The 17,658-nt window shown below is 66.9% G+C and carries 10 protein-coding genes; 2 read left to right on the top strand and 8 right to left on the bottom strand.

The window, feature by feature from the left end; all coding sequences use genetic code 11:
• The 4 genes from DUGA2_RS07530 to DUGA2_RS07515 all read right to left on the bottom strand — a co-directional run.
• Nucleotides 1–2,251, bottom strand: a 2,251-nt coding sequence (locus tag DUGA2_RS07530) for a CHASE3 domain-containing protein (RefSeq protein WP_141753211.1), incomplete at its 3' end; no start/stop codon positions are given.
• 136 nt (nucleotides 2,252–2,387) lie between these two features.
• Nucleotides 2,388–5,102 (bottom strand): TonB-dependent receptor, encoded by a 2,715-nt coding sequence (locus tag DUGA2_RS07525; RefSeq protein WP_229214621.1) that lies wholly within the window; start codon nucleotides 5,100–5,102, stop codon nucleotides 2,388–2,390.
• A 46-nt stretch (nucleotides 5,103–5,148) separates the two neighbouring features.
• Complete coding sequence (locus tag DUGA2_RS07520; RefSeq protein ID WP_070268328.1) at nucleotides 5,149–6,513, bottom strand: glycoside hydrolase family 5 protein; 1,365 nt, start codon at nucleotides 6,511–6,513, stop codon at nucleotides 5,149–5,151.
• A 75-nt stretch (nucleotides 6,514–6,588) separates the two neighbouring features.
• Nucleotides 6,589–8,088 carry a glycoside hydrolase family 30 beta sandwich domain-containing protein gene (locus DUGA2_RS07515; RefSeq protein ID WP_070268326.1) on the bottom strand — a complete coding sequence of 500 codons (1,500 nt, stop codon included), beginning with the start codon at nucleotides 8,086–8,088 and terminating at the stop codon, nucleotides 6,589–6,591.
• Between the two features lie 282 nt (nucleotides 8,089–8,370).
• On the opposite strand from DUGA2_RS07515, the gene DUGA2_RS07510 reads away from it, so the two are divergent.
• A complete protein-coding gene (locus DUGA2_RS07510) occupies nucleotides 8,371–12,738 on the top strand; it encodes a molybdopterin cofactor-binding domain-containing protein (protein WP_070268325.1) in 4,368 nt (1,455 codons plus the stop codon).
• 45 nt (nucleotides 12,739–12,783) lie between these two features.
• Nucleotides 12,784–12,990 carry a hypothetical protein gene (locus DUGA2_RS07505; RefSeq protein WP_070268323.1) on the top strand — a complete coding sequence of 69 codons (207 nt, stop codon included), beginning with the start codon at nucleotides 12,784–12,786 and terminating at the stop codon, nucleotides 12,988–12,990.
• Here the strand turns inward: DUGA2_RS07505 and DUGA2_RS07500 are convergent.
• Genes DUGA2_RS07500 through DUGA2_RS07485 form a run of 4 tightly spaced genes read right to left on the bottom strand, consistent with a single transcriptional unit; the run spans nucleotide 12,972 to nucleotide 17,590 of the window.
• Nucleotides 12,972–13,259 carry a DUF3325 domain-containing protein gene (locus DUGA2_RS07500; RefSeq protein ID WP_070268322.1) on the bottom strand — a complete coding sequence of 96 codons (288 nt, stop codon included), beginning with the start codon at nucleotides 13,257–13,259 and terminating at the stop codon, nucleotides 12,972–12,974. The two genes, DUGA2_RS07505 and DUGA2_RS07500, sit on opposite strands and share 19 nt — an antisense overlap.
• On the bottom strand, nucleotides 13,256–14,848 hold the full coding sequence (locus DUGA2_RS07495) for a PepSY domain-containing protein (RefSeq protein WP_070268320.1): 1,593 nt from the start codon (nucleotides 14,846–14,848) through the stop codon (nucleotides 13,256–13,258). The genes DUGA2_RS07500 and DUGA2_RS07495 overlap by 4 nt, the downstream gene beginning before the upstream one ends.
• Nucleotides 14,845–15,129 carry a DUF3649 domain-containing protein gene (locus tag DUGA2_RS07490; protein ID WP_070268319.1) on the bottom strand — a complete coding sequence of 95 codons (285 nt, stop codon included), beginning with the start codon at nucleotides 15,127–15,129 and terminating at the stop codon, nucleotides 14,845–14,847. The genes DUGA2_RS07495 and DUGA2_RS07490 overlap by 4 nt, the downstream gene beginning before the upstream one ends.
• Nucleotide 15,130: 1 nt before the next feature.
• Nucleotides 15,131–17,590, bottom strand: a complete 2,460-nt coding sequence (locus tag DUGA2_RS07485) for a TonB-dependent receptor (protein WP_070268317.1) — start codon at nucleotides 17,588–17,590, stop codon at nucleotides 15,131–15,133.
• Nucleotides 17,591–17,658 lie beyond the last annotated feature (68 nt).

The raw sequence follows: 17,658 nt of genomic DNA, 5'->3' as shown, positions 1-17,658 counted from the left end.
CGGGCACCGGCGACGGCAGGACCGCGCCGCCGGCCGCCGGGTCCACCGCCCAGCCGGACGGCGCCGCCATGCTGCTGGCGGCGGAGCCGGCCGCGGCCGGGGCCGGCGCGGTCCAGGCCAGCGGCAGGGTCAGCGTGAAGCAGCTGCCCTTGCCCGGCTCGCTGACCAGGCCGATGCCGCCGCCCAGCAGCTGCGCCAGGTCGCGCGAGATCGACAGGCCCAGGCCGGTGCCGCCGTACTTGCGGCTGGTGGTGCCGTCGGCCTGCTGGAAGGCGTTGAAGATGGCTTGCTGGTCCTCGGCGCGGATGCCGATGCCGGTGTCCTGCACGGCGAAGGCGATGCGGCCGTCGCCGTCGGCGCGGGCCGCCAGCGTGATCTGGCCGCCGCTGGTGAACTTGAGCGCGTTCGACAGCAGGTTCTTGAGGATCTGCTCCAAGCGCTGGCGGTCGGAAGTCATGTGGGCGGCCAGGCCGTCGGCGATCTGCACCTGGAAGGCCAGCTTCTTCTGCTGCGCCAGCGGTTCGAACAGCATGGCCATGCCCTCGACCACATGGCGCGGCGACAGCTGCTCGGGCACCAGCTCCAGCTTGCCCGCCTCGACCTTGGAAATGTCGAGGATGTCGTTGATCAGGTTGAGCAAATCGTTGCCGGCCGAATAGATGGTGTTGGCGAAGCGCACCTGCTCCTCGTGCAGGTTGCCGGCGGCGTTTTCCGCCAGCAGCTTGGCCAGGATCAGCGAGCTGTTGAGCGGTGTGCGCAGCTCGTGCGACATATTCGCCAGGAACTGCGATTTGTACTGGCTGGCGCGCTCCAGCTCGGCGGCGCGCTGCTCCAGGTCCAGCTGCGCCTTGCCCAGCGCGGCGTTCTTCTGGTCCAGCGCCACGCCCTGCTCGGCCAATTGCTCGTTGGTCTGCTCCAGCTCGGCCTTCTGGTTTTCCAGGCTGGCCTGCGATTCCTCCAGCACGCGCGACTGTTCTTCCAGTTCCTCGTTGGCGGTGCGCAGCTCTTCCTGCTGCACCTGCAATTCCTCGTTGAGCTGCTGGGTCTCGGCCAGCACTTCCTGCAGGCGCTGGCGCGACTGGCTGGCGTCGATGGCGTTGCCGACGTTGCCCTTGACCAGGTCGAGGAACTCGACATCGCGCGCGCAGATCGGCCGCAGCAGGCCCAGCTCGACCACGCCGTTGATTTCGCCGTCGTTGTCGAGCGGCGCCAGCAGCACGCTGGCCGGCGTGCCGGCGCCCAGGCCGGACGCCAGCTCCAGATAACCGGACGGCACCTGGTCCAGGCGGATCAGGCGGCGTTGCAAGGCGGCCTGGGCCACCAGGCTCTCGGCCGGCTTGAGGCGCTGCTCGCGTTCCTCCCATGCGGCGCTGGCGCCGTAGGACGCCACGCGGCGGAAGCTGCCGTCGTCGGCGCGCAGGTACAGGGCGCCCACCGCCACATCCAGGTAGCGCGCCATGAATTGCAGCAGCGTCGACGACAGCTGCGGCAAACTCATCTGGCCGATGCCCTGCTGCGCCAGCTCGCTCTGGCCGGTGCGCAGCCAGGCTTGCTGCGCCAGCAGCTCGGCATGCTCGCTGTGCTCCTGCAGCGCGCGGTTGTAGACATTCGACAGTCCCATCAGCTCGCGCCGGCCGAACCAGGCCAGGATGCCGCCCACGCCCAGCGTCAGCAGCAGGTAAAGCGACGCCACCCAGATGGTGACGGTCCTGGCGTCGCCCTGGCGCTCCTGGAGCATGCGCACCTCATAGGCGACGAAGGCGTCGACCTGGCTGCGGATCTCGTCGAACTGCAGCTTGCCGCGGCCCGCCTTGATCGCCTCGGCCACGTCGCCGCCGGAGGCGCGCAGCCGTATCATTTCCTGGGCGTACAGATCCCATTGCTCCTGCTGGGCCTTGATGACGCGCAGGCGGTTCACCTGCAGCGGATTGTCCGCCACCAGCGTCATCAGCGAGGCGATGCCGGCGCCGACCTTGGGCTTGCTGAGCACATACGGTTCGAGGAAGGCATTTTCGCCGGCCAGCAGGTAGCCGCGCATGCCGGTTTCCATGTCCACCATCTGCTTGGTGATTTCGTTGGCGCTGCCGATCACGCGTTCGCTGTGCTCGACCCAGTTCATGGTGTTGATCAGATACGCCAGCAACACCGCGAACACCCCCGCGCTGACCACGCCGGCGGCCAGCGGTAGGGTGACATTACGGACCAGAATGCGGCGGAAGCCGCGTTCATCCAGCGACGATTGATTGGGCATGGTCTGGGCCAGAGTAGCTAGGAAAGCAAGGAGTTTAGCTCAAATACAAACCTTGCAATCGACCATATCAATCGTGCGCTAGCGAAATAACAGAAACCGGCCCGGCCGCCGGGCGGCGGCGCGGGCCGCTTGCCGCTTACAGCTTGTAGTTCAGACCCAGCAGGAACTGGCGGCCGTAGGTGGTGTAGCGCTCGGGCGCATACGAGCCGCCCGAGAACGGATCGCCCTGGCGGGTCTGGTATGGCGAGTTGTTCAGGTTATTCACCTGGAACAGGAAGGACAGGCCCTTGTAGCGGCCTTCCTCGATCGCATAACCCAGTTGCAGGTCGATCTGGCGTTCGGCCAGGATCTCGCTGAAGGCGCGCTGGGCGAACAGGCCCGTCACCTCGCCACGATACGCCGACCGGTAGCGGCGGCTGGCGCGCGCCTGGTAGCCGTTCTTCTCGTAGTAGACCGTGACGTTGGACACCACGCCCGACAAGCCCGGCAGTTTTTCCTTGGTGCCCGGGCCGTTGGGGTGGATCGAGCTCTCGGTGCCGGACATGCTGCCGGTGACGCCGAAGCCTTCCAGCGGCGCGTACAGCAGGCCGCCGTCCAGCGCGCCCGACAGTTCCACGCCCTTGACCATGCCGCCGGCGCCGTTGGCCGGACGGTTCAGCGTGCCGATGTCCTGCAGCGGCACCACCGCCGACGGATTCGGGAAGCCGGCGAAGCTGAACGCGGTCTGCTGGTTGTAGATGTAGCTCTGCAGCTTTTTATACCAGAGCGCGCCGGCGATGTAGCTGCGCTTGCCTATGTATTTTTCCATCGACAGGTCGTAGGAATTGGCGCGCCATGGTTCCAGCTGCGGGTTGCCGCCGCTGCCGTTCCACATGCGGCTGGTGGCGTCGACGCCGCCCGCGATGCCGGCGCGCATGTCCGACATCTGCGGACGGGCCACGGTCTTGGCCGCGCCGAAGCGCAGGTTGGTGGTTTCGAGGTATTTGCCGAGGTCGAAGTTCAGGTTCAGGCTGGGCAGGATGTCGGTGTAGTTGGCGCCGCCGGTGATCGAGCCCAGCTTGCCGGCGTTGACGGTGGCGCCGCGCGATTTCTGGTCGACGCTGACGGCTTGCAGGCCGAGGTTGCCGCGCAGCGGGAAGGGGCCGACGTCGGTGTCGATGCCCAGGCGGGCGTAGGTGGTGGTGACTTTCTCGGTCACGCCCCAGTCCTGCAGGGCCTGGTCGTCGGGACGGGCAGGCTGCTGGTCGTAGTACTTGTTGAGCACGCCCAGCACGTCATAGGTCAGCACGCTCGGGATGCCGGCGAAGGCCAGCGAGGTCGATGGCTGGATCAGGTCCGGCGACACCGTGGCCGGCTTGCGGCCATCCTTCAGGAACCAGTAGTTGTTGGTGTCGGCGTGGGTCTTCTCGCGCTTGCTGTAGTTGACGCCGCCCTCCAGGCTGCGGAACATGCCTTCGAGGTCGCGCTTGGCCGACAGCTTGATCGAACCGAGCTTGTCCTCGACCACCGGGTGGTGCATGTCCGCATCCTTGCCCCAGCCGCCGACGTCGGTCAGCTTGGTGATCTGCGGATCGGCGAAGTTCAGGCTGGGCGTGAAGGTCGGCAGGCCGCCGGCGGTCGGAATCTTGAACTGGAAATTGTTGTCGGTGATGTGCGAACCGGCAGGGCCCAGGCCGGCGTAGGTTTCCAGCACCTGCTCGCGGCGCTTGGCGGTCGAGTACGACGCGTCGCCGACCAGGGTCCAGCCATCCTTCTTGTAGGTGTTGTTCCAGCCCAGCGCGCCCAGCTGGTCCTTGCGGGTGTTGAAGTCGTTGCGGACGATGGGTTCCAGGTTGACCAGCGAACCGCCCACCAGCAGGCGGGTGCCGCCTATGGTCTGGATGTCGGGGTTCTTGTAGGTGACGTCGCTCCACTGGTGCGAGTTCCACATCATGCCGCGCATCGTGGTGTCCTGGGTGAACTCCGAGTAGTACAGATCCAGCGTGGTGCGGAATTCCTTGGTCGGACGGTACTCCAGCACGCCCATCAGGCCGTCGCGCTTTTGCTGGCGCGACGAGGCGGTCACTTCGGCGCCCTTCAGCGCCACGACGTCGGCGTTACCCGGCGGCAGCTTGTTGTCCGTGCCCCACCACCACGACTTGTATTCCTGCTGCTGGCCCGGCGAATCCAGATGGGCATAGCCGATCGCCACGCCCAGCGTGTTGTTCATGAACTGGTCGACATAGGAAGCGCTGACGCGCGAACCGTTGGCCGAGGTGTTGGAGTTCAGCTTGCCGTTGGAATTGTGCTCGCCGCGCGCGTTGAACACCACGGTGCGCTCGCGGATGTCGAGCGGGCGCACGGTGTGCAAGTCCACCGTGCCGGACAGGCCGCCGCCGGCCAGCGCCGCGTCCGGCGTCTTGTAGACGGTGACGCCGTTGATCAGCTCGGATGGGTACTGGTCGTACTCGGCGCCGCGGTTGTTGCTGGTGGAGACCAGTTCGCGGCCGTTCATCAAGGTGCCGGAGAAGTCCGGCGCCAGGCCGCGGATCGAGATCGACTGCGCCCGGCCTTCGACGCGCTGCGCCGTCAGGCCGGCCAGGCGGGCGATGGATTCGGCGATGCTGACGTCGGGCAGTTTGCCGATGTCCTCGGCGGTGATGGCTTCGACGATGGAATCGGCGTCGCGCTTGACCGCCATCGAGGTTTCGATGCTGCGGCGGATGCCGGTGACGACCACCGACTGGACTTCCTTGTCGCCGCTGGCGGCAGGCCCCTGCTGCGCCCAGGCCGGGGCGGCGGCGAACGCCAGCGCGGCGCAGGCAGCGGCGATCGGTGTCAGTGTTAATGCTTGTGTCTGCTTGTTCATCATCGGGTCTCTCTTATAGTTTTAGACGGGTGGGTGCTACAAACTGCTGCTAACGGAAAGGCTGCGGTACGGTACTGCTGGTCATCCAGTCCTGCATGGGCTGGTGCACCTCATAAGCCTGGGTGCCAAACAACTTGAAAAGATTTTCGATATCGGCGACCGGCGCCTTGGTGAAGTCCACGGCCGGCACGGCGGCGCCGGCGGCATTGGTGACGAAGCCCCAGGTGCCCTGGCCCTGGCCGCCGCCGTTGCTGACCACCTTCCAGCTCCACGCCGTCGTCGCCCAGCCGTACTTGGCGTAGGTGTCGAAGGAGGCACGGGCGATCTGGCCGCCCAGGTCCAGGCCCAGGCCCATCCACGGCTGGGTTTCGCCGATGAAGAAGGCGGTGTCGACGGCCTTGATCTTGTTGTCCCACTCGCACACGCCGCTGTTGCCGCCGCCGCTGCAGGTGAGCCAGTCCTTGTGCACCTGCAGGCCGGTCTGGCCCCAGCCGAACAGGCCGGGATAGAAGTGCATCTCGAAGGCGACGTTGCCCATGCCCTGGTCGGCCGGCTTGCCGTAGGCCGTGATGTTGCCGCTGTTGTGGCCGGGCAGTATCACGACGTGGTTGGCATCGACGGCGCGGATCGCCGTGTACAAGGTCTTGACGACGGCGGCCAGGTTGGCGGCGGTCGTGCCCCATGGTTCGTTGAGCACGCTGTAGCCGGCCACCGCCACGCGGTCCTTGTAGCGGCCGGCGATCTGCTGCCACAGCCAGACGGTGCGGTCCTGGAACTCCGGCGTGCTCCAGTACAGGTTCTTGTTGGCGCAGCCGCTGTGCTGTTCCCAGCCCTGCGAACCGACCGCGCCGTGCAGGTCGAGGATCACGTACATGCCGCGCTTCTCGGCCTGGGCGATGGCGTCGTCCAGGTAGCGCCAGGCGTCGGCGCGCAGGTGGCGCGGATTCTTCTCGTCCTCGACCACGCTGTAGATGAAAGGCAGGCGCACCACGTTCAGGCCGAATTTCTGCATCTGGTCCCAGTCGCGGGTGGTGATCCAGTTGTCGCGGAACAGCTGCATCAGGCGCTGGCGCTCGGCGTAGCCGAAGCGGGTATCAAAGTTGGCTTCCAGCTTGCACTGGTCGTCGATGCCGGCGCTGCCCTGCCCCATCATCCAGAATTCATTGATCAGCCAGTTGCCGAGGTTGGTCCCCTTGAGCGCCACCTGGCTGCCGTCGGCCTTCAGCCATTTCGTGCCCTGGGTGTGCAGCATGGACAGCGGCAGCACCGGTACCGGCGTCACCGGGGTCGGCTTGATCTCGGCCACCGGCGGCGGTGCGGGCGGCGTCGGCGGCGGCGCCGCGACGCTGGAACCGCCGCCGCTGCCGCAAGCGGCCAGCAGCACGGCGCACAACAGGCTCAGTAGCTTGAACATCCGTTTCTCCTCATTGTGGAAGCGCTTCCACTCCTGTTCTGAAAAAACTGCCATGCGTCTGCACAGCAGTTCTGCTTACGGTTTCCAGGTAAACGTCGCGACGCTGGCGGCCGGCAAGGTGTAGCTGAAGCTGCGCTGGCCCGGCGCCAGCCGCACGGCGAAACTGCGCGGCGCCTTGGCCGAATTCACCACCAGCAGCGCCACCGAACCGTCGTCGGCGTTGCGGAAGGCCACGGTGTCGAGCTGGTCGTAGCCGCTGGTCGAGGCGATGCGGCGCGCGCCCTGGCGCACGAAGCGGCTGGCGTGGGCCAGCGCATAGTACTCCTCGTTGCGCGTGACCTTGCCGTCGCGGCTGTCGATGGTGACGACGCCGCGGCAATCCTTGCAGCCGCCCAGGTGCGGGCCGTCGTTCTCGTCCAGCGCCAGGTTCCACAGCAGCACGCCCCTGGCCCAGCCGCGCGTGGCGCCGATCACCAGCGTGCGGGCGAAGTGCTGCAGATTGTCCGACCACACCGGCGCCCACTTGCCGCCCGAGCATTCGGTGAAATACGTGTCCTTGTCGGGCCAGCGGTCGTGCAGCGCGGCCTGCACGCGGACGTCGCCGCCGTAGCAGTGCCAGGCCACGCCGTTGACGTACTTGCTGGCGACCGGGTCTTGCAGCACCGCCGCCGGCGAGCCCGGCTCGTCCCAGTTGTGGTCCCAGTCCAGGATGCGGGTTTGCGGATGTTCCCTGGCCAGCACGGGGCCCAGGTGGCCGCCGATGAAGGCGGCGCGCTGGGCCGGCTCGACCCGCATGCCGGGATAATCCTTGGGCTCGAAGTGCGGTTCGTTCTGCAAGGTCAGCGCGTAGATCGGCACGCCCTCCTTTTCATAGGCGCCGATGTAGCGCGACAGGTAGGCGGCGAACGGTGCGTACGCTTCCGGCTTCAGCGTGCCCTGGATCAGGCTGTCCGTGCTCTTCATCCAGCCCGGCGCGCTCCACGGCGAGGCCATCACACGCAGATCGGGGTTGATCGCCAGCGCGGCCTTGACCACCGGCAGCACATCGGCGCGGTTGGGCTCGATGGAGAAATGCGCCAGCGCCGGGTCGGTCTGGCCGGGCGGCATGTCGTCGAAACTGTAGTGGTGGCGCGAGAAATCGGATGCCCCGATGGTCAGCCGCGTGAAGCTGAAGTTGACGCCGGGTTCTTTGCCGAACAGCTCGTTCATCAGCGCGCCGCGCTGCTGCGGGTTCAGGCGGTTCTGGATCAGCCAGGCCGAGGCGTCGGTGATGGCGGCGCCGAAGCCCACCATCTGCTGGAAGCGCTGAGACGGATCGACCTCGATGACGGTGGCGGCCCGCGTGCCGGACTGGAAGGCGGCGTCGGCGCCGCGCGCCATCAGCCGGGTCTGGTCGCCGGTGGTGATCCAGGCTTGCACCGTGTCCTTGCTTTGCTTTTGGGCTTGCGCGCCGCCGTGCACGCACAGCAGCAGCGCCGGCAATACCAGCAGCCGGACCAGCTGTCGCAGCGGGTGGCGGATAGGCGCAGAGCGCAAGCGCTCATCGCCCGGCAAGGCGGGGCTGACTGTGGTCATTCTGTCTCCGTGCGGCCGGGTCGTTGCCCGTCCGTCCTGGGTTTTATGGTGAGTGGAAACGCTTCCACTTGTTAAATTAACTATAGCACTGCGAATTCTTTCATGTCAATCAGGGAAAAAAACAACGCGTGGTAATTGGTGAGTTTTCGCCCCGGCAAAAATGCTCAAAATTATGTTGTCCGCCCCGCAGGCTAGCCAGTATTCTGCGCGGGCAGCCTGCCGTTTTGGCTTGTCTCGAATTCGCCACGTTGGACCATACCACTTACTCCACAGGAGCTTTCCATGCCCACTTCCTCCGTCCAAACAGCCGACCTGGTCTTCTATCTCAACGGCGAACGGGTGCAGTTGCCGACCGTCGACCCGACCGTGCTGCTGGCCGACTACCTGCGCTCGCCGGAAGTCGGCCTGACCGGCACCAAGATCGGCTGCAAGCAAGGCGGCTGCGGCGCCTGCACCGTCATGCTGTCGAGCTGGAACGAGGACACGGGACAGGTCGAGCACCGCTCGGTCAACTCCTGCCTGCGCCCGGTGGCCTCGCTGGACGGCATGCTGGTGACGACGGTGGAAGGCACGGGCAGCGTCAAGTCCGGCTGCATCAGCACCGTGCAGGACGGGTTGGCCCGCAACAACGGCACCCAGTGCGGCTACTGCACCCCCGGCTGGATCATGAACATGACGGCCGCCGTGGCCCAGCGCGGCGAAAAGCCCGGCACCAAGCAGGAGATCGAGGCCATGTTCGACGGCAATATCTGCCGCTGCACCGGCTACCGCCCCATCCTGTACGGCTTCAAGAAAACCTTCGCCTCCGACTGGGATCCGAAAGTCGACGAAGCCGGCTGCATGCGCTGCGAAGTCGATCCGGCCGAGGAAGTGGCGCGCACCGCGCCGGTGGAGGTGGCCTTCCCCGACGAGCTGCGCAAGCCGCCGCGTCCGGTGCACTACACGGCCAACGGCTACCACTGGTTCCGGCCGCTGACGGTGTCCAGCGCCATCGGCCTGATGCGCGACTTCCACGACCGCGCCGAGCTGCGCCTGGTCGGCGGCAATACCTCGATCGGCATCTATCCGCGCACGGTGGAAAATCCGCACGTGTTCATCGACATCTCGCACGTGCCGGAACTGCATGTGCTGAGCCGGGGCGGCGACCACCTGCGCCTGGGCGGCGGCGTGCTGTACGCCAAACTGCTGGACTTCCTCGACGCCGAAAACAGCGCCGCGCCCAACGCCGGCCTGCAGGCGCTGGCCTACATGGCCGGCCGCACCGCCGGCGGCATCGTCCGCAACGCCGCCACGCTGGCCGGCAACACCATGCTGGTGGTCACGCACGCCGAGCAGGGCGTGCCCTTCCCTTCCGACCTGTTCACGGCGCTGGCCGCATTGGACGCCACGGTGACGGTGGCCGCGCCCGAGCAGGCCGAACCCAAGACCCTGCCGCTGCTGGAGCTGCCGGCCTACTGGCGCCGACACGCCGACGGCTGCGTGCTGCTGTCCTACCATGTGCCGCTGACCGGCGCCGACGAGTACGCGCAAACCTACAAGACCGCTCAGCGCGAGGTCAACGCCCACTCCATCGTCAACAGCGGCATGCGCGTCAAGCTTGACGCGCACCAGCACGTCGCCGATATCGCACTGGCGTTCGGCGGCATGTCGCCGGTGGCCACGCGCATGCCGCACACCGAGCAGGCGCTGCGCGGCAAGCGCTGGGACGACGCCGCGCTGGCGGCGGCGATGCCGGTGCTGCGCCAGGAACTGGAAGCGCTGATCGACCGCTACGCCAGCCACTACGCCCAGCTGCCCGACGAAGGCTACAGCACGGCCTACAAGCGCCAGCTTGCCGAATCGTATCTGTATAAATTCTTTATCGCCGTGTGCGAATGGCGCGGCCTGCCGGTGCCGCCGGCGCTGCGCTCGGCAGGCGAACGGACGCAACGGCCGGTGTCGACCGGCACCCAGGCCTACAAGCCCTATATCGACCAGTTCCCGGTGCACATGCCCTACGTGAAAATCGAAGCCATGCTGCAAGCCACCGGCGAGGCCCAGTACATCCACGACATCCCGATGCCGCCCACCGGCATGAACGGCGCGCCGGTGCAAAGCATGGTGGCCAAGGGCACGTGTACCTACGCCGTGCCCGGCGTCAGCGGCCCGGCCTCGCCGGCCGAGGTGCTGGCCGCGCTGAAGACTTTGTACCCGGCGGTGAAAGACTACATCACCGCCATCGACGTGCCCGGCCCCGTGATCGACGGCATGGCGCTGGACGATCCCATCTTCGCCATCAGCATCGACGCCGCCGATTGCCCGGGCGGCGCGCTGCCGTCCGGCTACGACCCGCGCGCGCCGCTGTTGTTGACCGGCTACGGCCAATGCATCGGCATGGTGGTGGCGCGCAACGAACAACTGGCGCAGGAAGCGGCCGCCTATCTGCAGCAGCACTTCTGCCGGTTCCAGGCCGAGACGCCGTTGATCGAACTGCCCGACACCGACGCCGAGCGCAACAAGCTGGTGTTCCTGGACAAGCCGGCCGGCGCCACCTGGTACTCGCACATCTGGAAGATCACCCGCAGCGGCACCAGCCTGGACTGGGTGCCGCCGCGTCCGCCCGAGCAGCCCGACCTGAAGCAGCCGGTGGTCGTGCACAACGTGCCCATCGCCAGCGACATTTACGGCAGCGTCAGCTGCACGCGCGTCTCCAGCAGCCAGAAGGTCGGCAGCCAGATTCACTTCTACATGGAGACGCAGTCGAGCTATGTGGAACCGGTGGAAGACCGCCAGATCCGCGTCTACGCCTCCACCCAGGACGCCAACGTGGTGCAGAGCGCGGTCGGCCGCGTGCTGCAGCTGCCGGCCAACAAGGTCGACGTGCGGGTGCGCCGCATCGGCGGCGGCTACGGCGGCAAGTGCGGCCAGTCGGCCTTCGCCAGCACCATCGCCGCCGTCGGCGCGTGGAAGCTGAACCGGCCGCTGCGCATGGCCGCGCTGCGCCAGGTCGACACCGCCATGTTCGGCCACCGCCATCCGGCGCTGGGCAACTACAACATCGCCATCGGCGACGCCAGCAACCCGCTCACGCACGGCAAGCTGTTCGGCTTCCAGGCCGACTACTGGCTCGACGGCGGCCGCACCTACGATTGCAGCTTCATCATCAGCGACTGCATGGCGCTGCGCAGCGACTCGGCCTACTTCATCCCCAACTGGTCGTGCACCACCGACGTCTGCCGCACCGACAAGACCAGCAACACATCGATGCGCACGGTCGGCATGATCCAGGGCGCCATCATCGTCGAGGATGCCATCGAGGCGGCCGCCCACAGCGTCGGCCTGACGCCGGAGCAGGTGCGCGCGCGCAACCTGTACGTGCAGGGCCAGGTGACGCCGTATGCCGAGCCGCTGGAATCTTGCTACATGCGCGAGGTGTGGGAGTACACGCTGGACAAGGCCGAATTCACCGCACGCGCGGCGGCGGTCGAGCAGTTCAACGCCGCCAACCGCTGGCGCAAGCGCGGCATCTCGGTGCTGCCGGTGAAGTATGGCTCCGGCTTCAACCTGGCGCTGCTGGAACAGGGCGGCGCGCTGATCGAGGTGTACTCGCAGGACGGCACGGTGCTGGTGCGCCACGGCGGCATCGAGATGGGCCAGGGCCTGAACACCAAGATGGCGCAGGTCGTGGCCTATGCGCTCAACGTACCGATCGGCATGATACGGGTGGCGGAAAACGACACCGCCGTGGTGCCGAATCCGGAAAGCACCGGCGCCTCGACCGGCACCTCGTTCAACGGCCTGGCCGCGCAGCAGGCTTGCGGCGACTTGCGCGGCCGGCTGGAAGCCTACTGCCTCGGCCTGCTGACCGCCAACGGCAACGACTGGTGCGTCGCCAACCGCATCAACTTCTGGGACTACAAAGATGGCTGGCGCGCCGAGACCACGCCGGGCAATCCGCAAACGATGATATGGAAGAACATCGTCAGCATGGCCTTCAACGAACGGCTCAACCTGTCGGCGCAGTCGCGGGTGGCGATCGAGGGCGGCGAGCACCCGGACGGCAACCTGGAATTCAAGCTGGTGGACGGCAAGCCCGCCAGCGAGGAAGTCGACTACTTCACCGGCTACACCTACAGCGCGGCCTGCGTCGAAATCGAGCTCGACGTGCTGACCGGCGAGACCACCATCCTGCGCGCCGACGTGGTGTACGACGGCGGCAAGTGCCTCAATCCGGCGGTGGACGTGGGCCAGGTGGAAGGCGGCTTCGTCCAGGGCCTCGGCTATGTGACCAGCGAAGACCTGAGCTACCAGCCGGCCACGTCCAGCACCGAGGCCAGCGCCACGCGGCCGGCGCCGGGCGCGCTGTACACCACCAACACCTGGGAGTACAAACCGCCGGCAGCGCAATCGATCCCGCTGCAGATGAACATCATGATGTTCCCGAGGGAGCTGGCGCCGAACGCGCCGGAGGAAGGCGACATCCTGTCGGCCAAGGAAATCGGCGAACCGCCGATGACGCTGGCGGTGGCGGCCTTCTTCGCGATCAAGCGCGCCGTGCTGGCGGCGCGCAAGGACCGCGGCCACCACGAGTGGTTCCAGATGGAGTCGCCGGCGACGGTGCAGCGCGTGCGCGAAGCCTGCCTGGTCGATACGGCCGACCTACGTGCTTGAGCGTATTGACATTGGTATCGGATTGTCAAAAAATTTAAGGAACATATGGACTACGAGATCATTCTCAAAGTTACCGGCCTAGCTGTCAGCATCGGTGTCGCCATCAAGCCGCTACATGATCTGATCAATGGAAAATGGAGTCGGCTCAGGGAGGAATACCGCTTTGCAAAAGAATTCTTTTCCGATATGGGATGTCGTTCAAAGCAGGCACCGAGAAGGCCCGCCATCGACAGCTATTTCGCGCGCGAATAGTAGGCCAGCGCCAATGCCGGCGCCAGCGCGCCGGCGGTCAGCATGCCGGTCCACGCCACCACGCCCGCTCCCGCGCCCCACAGCAGCACGCACGGCCAGATCGCCAACGCCAGCAGCACAGCGCCGGCGACACGCAGGACCAGGCGCGCGCCCGGCGTGGCGTCGGCGCCGTAGACCTGGCGGTGATGACGGTCGATCGCCAGCGCCAGCGCCGTCATGCCGGAGCTGGCCAGCAGCAGGGCCGCCGCCACGGTCAGTGCGTAATTCATGACGCCACCGCCTTTCCCCGGTACGCCGCCTTGGGCGCAGCGCGCAATGCCGCGACGGCCAGCGCCACGCCGAACGCCAGCACCGCCAGCTCGACGCCCGCGCGTTCGATATCGCCCGCCAGCAGGTAGCCGAACACCTGCTGGCCGGTGGTGACGGCATTGAGCGCAGGCAGCAGCAGGCACAGCGCGGCGGCCGTCCATAACTGCTCGCTCCACGCCAGCGCGGCGGGGCGGAACGCGGCATGCACCAGCGCCGCCAGCCAGACGCCGAAGAAGGCCGCCACCTCCCACTCGTGCCGCTCGGCCAGCGCCAGCGGTATCAGGCGGTTGGACCACAGGTAGGCGATGCAGGCCAGCGGCAAGCCCGCGACCGAGGCCACGTTGAGCACGTCGATCAGGCGATACACCTGCTGCGTGCGCGCACCGAATTCCTTGAGCGACTTCACCCGCCGCTTGACCATGAACAGGATGGCGCCCACCGCCATCATCGCGGTCCCGGCCAGTCCGGCCAGGAAGTACAGCCAGCGTATCACCGCGCCGGCGAAGTGCAGGCGGTGCAGCTCGTCCAGCGTACGCATGGTGGCGCGCGCGGGATTGGCGGGCACGGCGTGCGGCATCTGGGTCGCCAGCAGCGCGCCGCTGACGCCGTCGAACGTCATCATGCCGCGCGTGCTGAGCAACCGCCCCTGCTGGCTGGACGGCGACGTGCTGCTATAGACCTGCACCGTCATCGCCGCGTCGCCGGGATGGTTGACCACCACCGCGTAGACCGGGCTGCCGAAAGTCTGCTCGGCGCGCAACACCAGCGGCGCCAGTGGCGTCATCGTGCCGGGACGGCCGCTGGGACGGCTCACCGGGCCGTAGTCGCGGACATTGGTTTTTTCGCCGGTGCGCAATTCCTGCGCCCAGATCACGGCCGGCATATAGGTGCTCCAGCTGATCGCCAGCCCGCTGTAGACGATGACGAACAAGAACGGCAGCGTCAGCACGCCGAGCAGGTTGTGCGCGTCCAGCCAGGAGCGCTGGCCCTTGCCCGGGCGGAAGGTGAAGAAGTCCTTGAAGATGCGCTTGTGCGTGATCACGCCCGAGATCAGCGCCACCAGCATGGCGGCCGACGCCACGCCGACGATCCACAACCCTGTGCTGCCGGCATGCAACGCGTGGTGGAATTCGACGAAGTGGTTGCCGCCGCTGGTGTCGCGCACCTTGCCGGCGTCGTCCGGCACTTCGGCGCCGGTCACGGTGGACAGATGGGCGTCGGAATAGTAGCCGCCGGCGTTGATCCAGAACACCTGGAAGATCCGCTCGCCCGCGCGCGGCCACAGCTCCCACATGCTGCTGCCCTGCGCCTGCTTCTGCAAATGGCGGACGCCGTGCGCCAGTTGCGCATCATGGCCGCTGGGCGCGAAGGCCGATGCCTCGGCATGCTGCTCCACCAGTTCAGGCCGCATCCAATGCGAGATCGGATCGACGAAAACGCTGAGCGTGCCGGTCAGGAAGATCGCGAACGACAGCCAGCACACCCACAAGCCGCCCCAGGTATGCAGCCACGCCATGCGCTGGCGCAGCCCCTGCTGTGTAAGACTCATGGCATCCCCCTGGGCACGACGGCCAGCGCGTACGCGGCGATTGCCAGCAACAGGCTGGCGCCCAGCAGGCCGCCCCATGCCCGCAAGGCGCTGCGCGCGGCGTAGGCCCAGACGATGGCGGGCGCGTACAGCGCCAGGCCCAGCAGCGCGCCGCCCAGCATGGCGTCGCCGGCCGCGACGCCGGGGCCATCGCCCAGCGTCGCCAGCAGCACCGCGCCGGCGGCGGCGAGCAGATAGCCGCCCAGTACGGCGGCCAGCGTACGGTTCAGTACGGTAGGCATGTCAGTGGAAGCGATAGTTCAGCGACAGCATGACGTTGCGCGGATCGCCATAGAAACCGCCGCCGCCGGACGAGTAGTAGTGCTTGTCCAGCAGGTTGTTGACGTTCAGCGTGGCCGACAGTTGCTGGCTGATGCGGTAGCGCGCCATCAACGACACCAGCGCGTAGCCGCCCTGGGTGAAGCGCTCACGGTTGGGGCCGGCGTTGTCGGTATAGATTTCGCCTTGCCAATTGATGCCGCCGCCCACCGTCAGGCCGTTGCCGACGTCGGGCAATTCGTAGCTGCTCCACAGCTTGAGGTTGTTCAGCGGCTGGCTGGTTTGCAAACGCTTGCCGCTGCTGTCCTCGACGCGCGAGCGCGCATAGCCGGCCGTCAGCTGCCAGCCGCGCCGCAGCTGGCCCGACACTTCCAGCTCGAAGCCCTGCGCGGTCGCGCCCTTGACCGTGTGGTAGGCATAGGTGCCGCCGCCTGCCGGCAGCAGGAATTCGTCGGCATCCATTTCCGCCAGGTTATCCTGGCGCATGTGGAACACGGAGGCGCTGGTGCTCAGCAGGCCGTTGAGGAAGTCGCCCTTGATGCCGAGCTCGGTGTTATTGCCTTCCAGTGGAGGCAGCAGGCTGTTGCTGCGGTCGCGGTAGGTTTGCGGCGAATAAATGCTGGTGTAGCTGGCGTAGGTCGACCAGTCCGGCGTCAGCGCGTAGACCGCGCCGACGTACGGGGTCAGCTTGCCGTTCTTGCTGAAGCTGTCGCTGACGGTGGGCGAGCCGAAGGACACGCTTTCCGTATCGCGCTTCCAGTTGGTGACGCGCATGCCCAGTATCAGCGACAGCGCATCAGTCGGCCGCAGGCGTACCGAGCCGTATCCGGCCAGCGAACGCTCCTTCTCCACATTGCTGCCGTTGATGGTGCCGTTGTAGTTGGGCGTGGGCGAGTTGCCGTTCCAGGTATAGAAGTTCGGCACCGTGGCGTCGTAGCCGGGCAGCGACCAGGCCGGGAAGGTCGGGCCGGTGGTCTTGGTGTTCGATGCGCTCATGCCGAACACCAGATCATGCTGGCGGCCGAAGGCGGTGAACGGTCCGCTGGCGTAGGCGTCAATCGACAACTGCCGGGGCTTGCTGTCCCACTTGGTCTGCCACAGCGACAGGCCGGCGCCGGTGCGCTTGTCCAGCTGGCCGCGCATGGCGTAGCCCTGTTCGGCGTCGTACTGGTTGGCGGCGTAGTTCAGCGCCAGCTTGGCGCTCCAGTCGTTGTCGAAGAAATGCTCCAGCGTGACAAAGCTCAGGCTTTGCTTGCGGTCGTAGAACGAAGCCTGGGAGGCGCTGTTGATCGAGCGCGGGAAGTCGGTCTGGCTGCCGTCGCTGTAGAAGCCGATGAAGCGGCGGCTGGCGCCGTTGAGGCGCTCGTGCTGATAGCTGAGGCCTGTGCTCAGCAGGGTTGAGTGGCCGAGATCGGCTTCAACGATGGCGTAGAACAAGTCCTTGTCCTGGCGGTAGCGGTCGATGAAGGAGCCCTGCTCCTGCTCGGCGACCACCACGCGGCCGCGCACGCTTTTATCGTCGCTCAGCGGCGCCGAGATATCGGCTTGGGCGCGATAGCGGTCCCAGCTGCCGGCCTGCAATTCGGCTTCGGCGCGCAGCTCGCGCGACGGGCGCTTGCGCACCAGGTTGATGGCGGCGGCGGGACTGCCGGTGCCGCCCATCAGGCCGGCGGCGCCGCGCACGATTTCGATGCGCTCGTAGATGTTGGCGTCGAAGCCGGTCGGCTCCACCAGCTTGGTTGTGGGAATGCCGTCGAACAGATAGGTGTCGACCGCGAATCCACGCGAGAACAGCTGGTCGGTCTCGCGGGTGGTGGAGGAATGGTCGAGCGTGATGCCGGTGGTCTGGGCGACCACGTCCTGCAAGGTCTCCAGGCCCTGGTCATGGATGCGCTGGCTGCCGATGACGCTCATGGCTTGCGGGGTGTCGCGGACGGACAGCTCCAGGCCGGTAGCGCCGCTGCTGCGGATCTTGCCTGGCGTGCCGTTGCCGCCTTCGCCCATGCCGTGCACTTCAACTTGCGCTAGCGTGGTGGCGCCGGCGATGGCGGTGGCCGAGGCGGCCGAGGTGGCCGGCGTCGGCGCGTGCTTTTGCAACGTCAGCGTGCCGTCGCTGCGGCCGACCAGCGCCAGGCCGCTGCCGGCCAGCAGCCGTTCCATCGCGGCGCGCGGCGTGTAGCTGCCCTTCAGCGCCGGGCTGTTCAGGCCGGCGGTCAGCGCCGGGTCGAAGGACAGCGGCATGCCGGCGCCCACCGCGATCGTGGACAGCGTGCGGCCCAGCGGGCCGGCATCGAGCTGATAGGTTTGCGGCGCGGGCTCGGCGGCAGCGGCGAGGCTGGCGGTGGCCAGCGACATGCTGAGCACGGCGATACGGACGGCGCGCGACAGGCGGCGCGCGGACGGGATGGCATGGGTATTCGACATTGCAGCGACTTCCTTTGTTTGGCAGATGAGAGGTTCAATCTCCTTGCCAGCCGAGCCGCCAAAAAGTA

Origin of the sequence: Duganella sp. HH101, from assembly GCF_001758795.1 — a bacterium.
GTDB classification, from domain to species: Bacteria; Pseudomonadota; Gammaproteobacteria; order Burkholderiales; family Burkholderiaceae_D; genus Rugamonas; species Rugamonas rivuli.
This window is presented reverse-complemented; position numbering and strand designations above follow the sequence as displayed.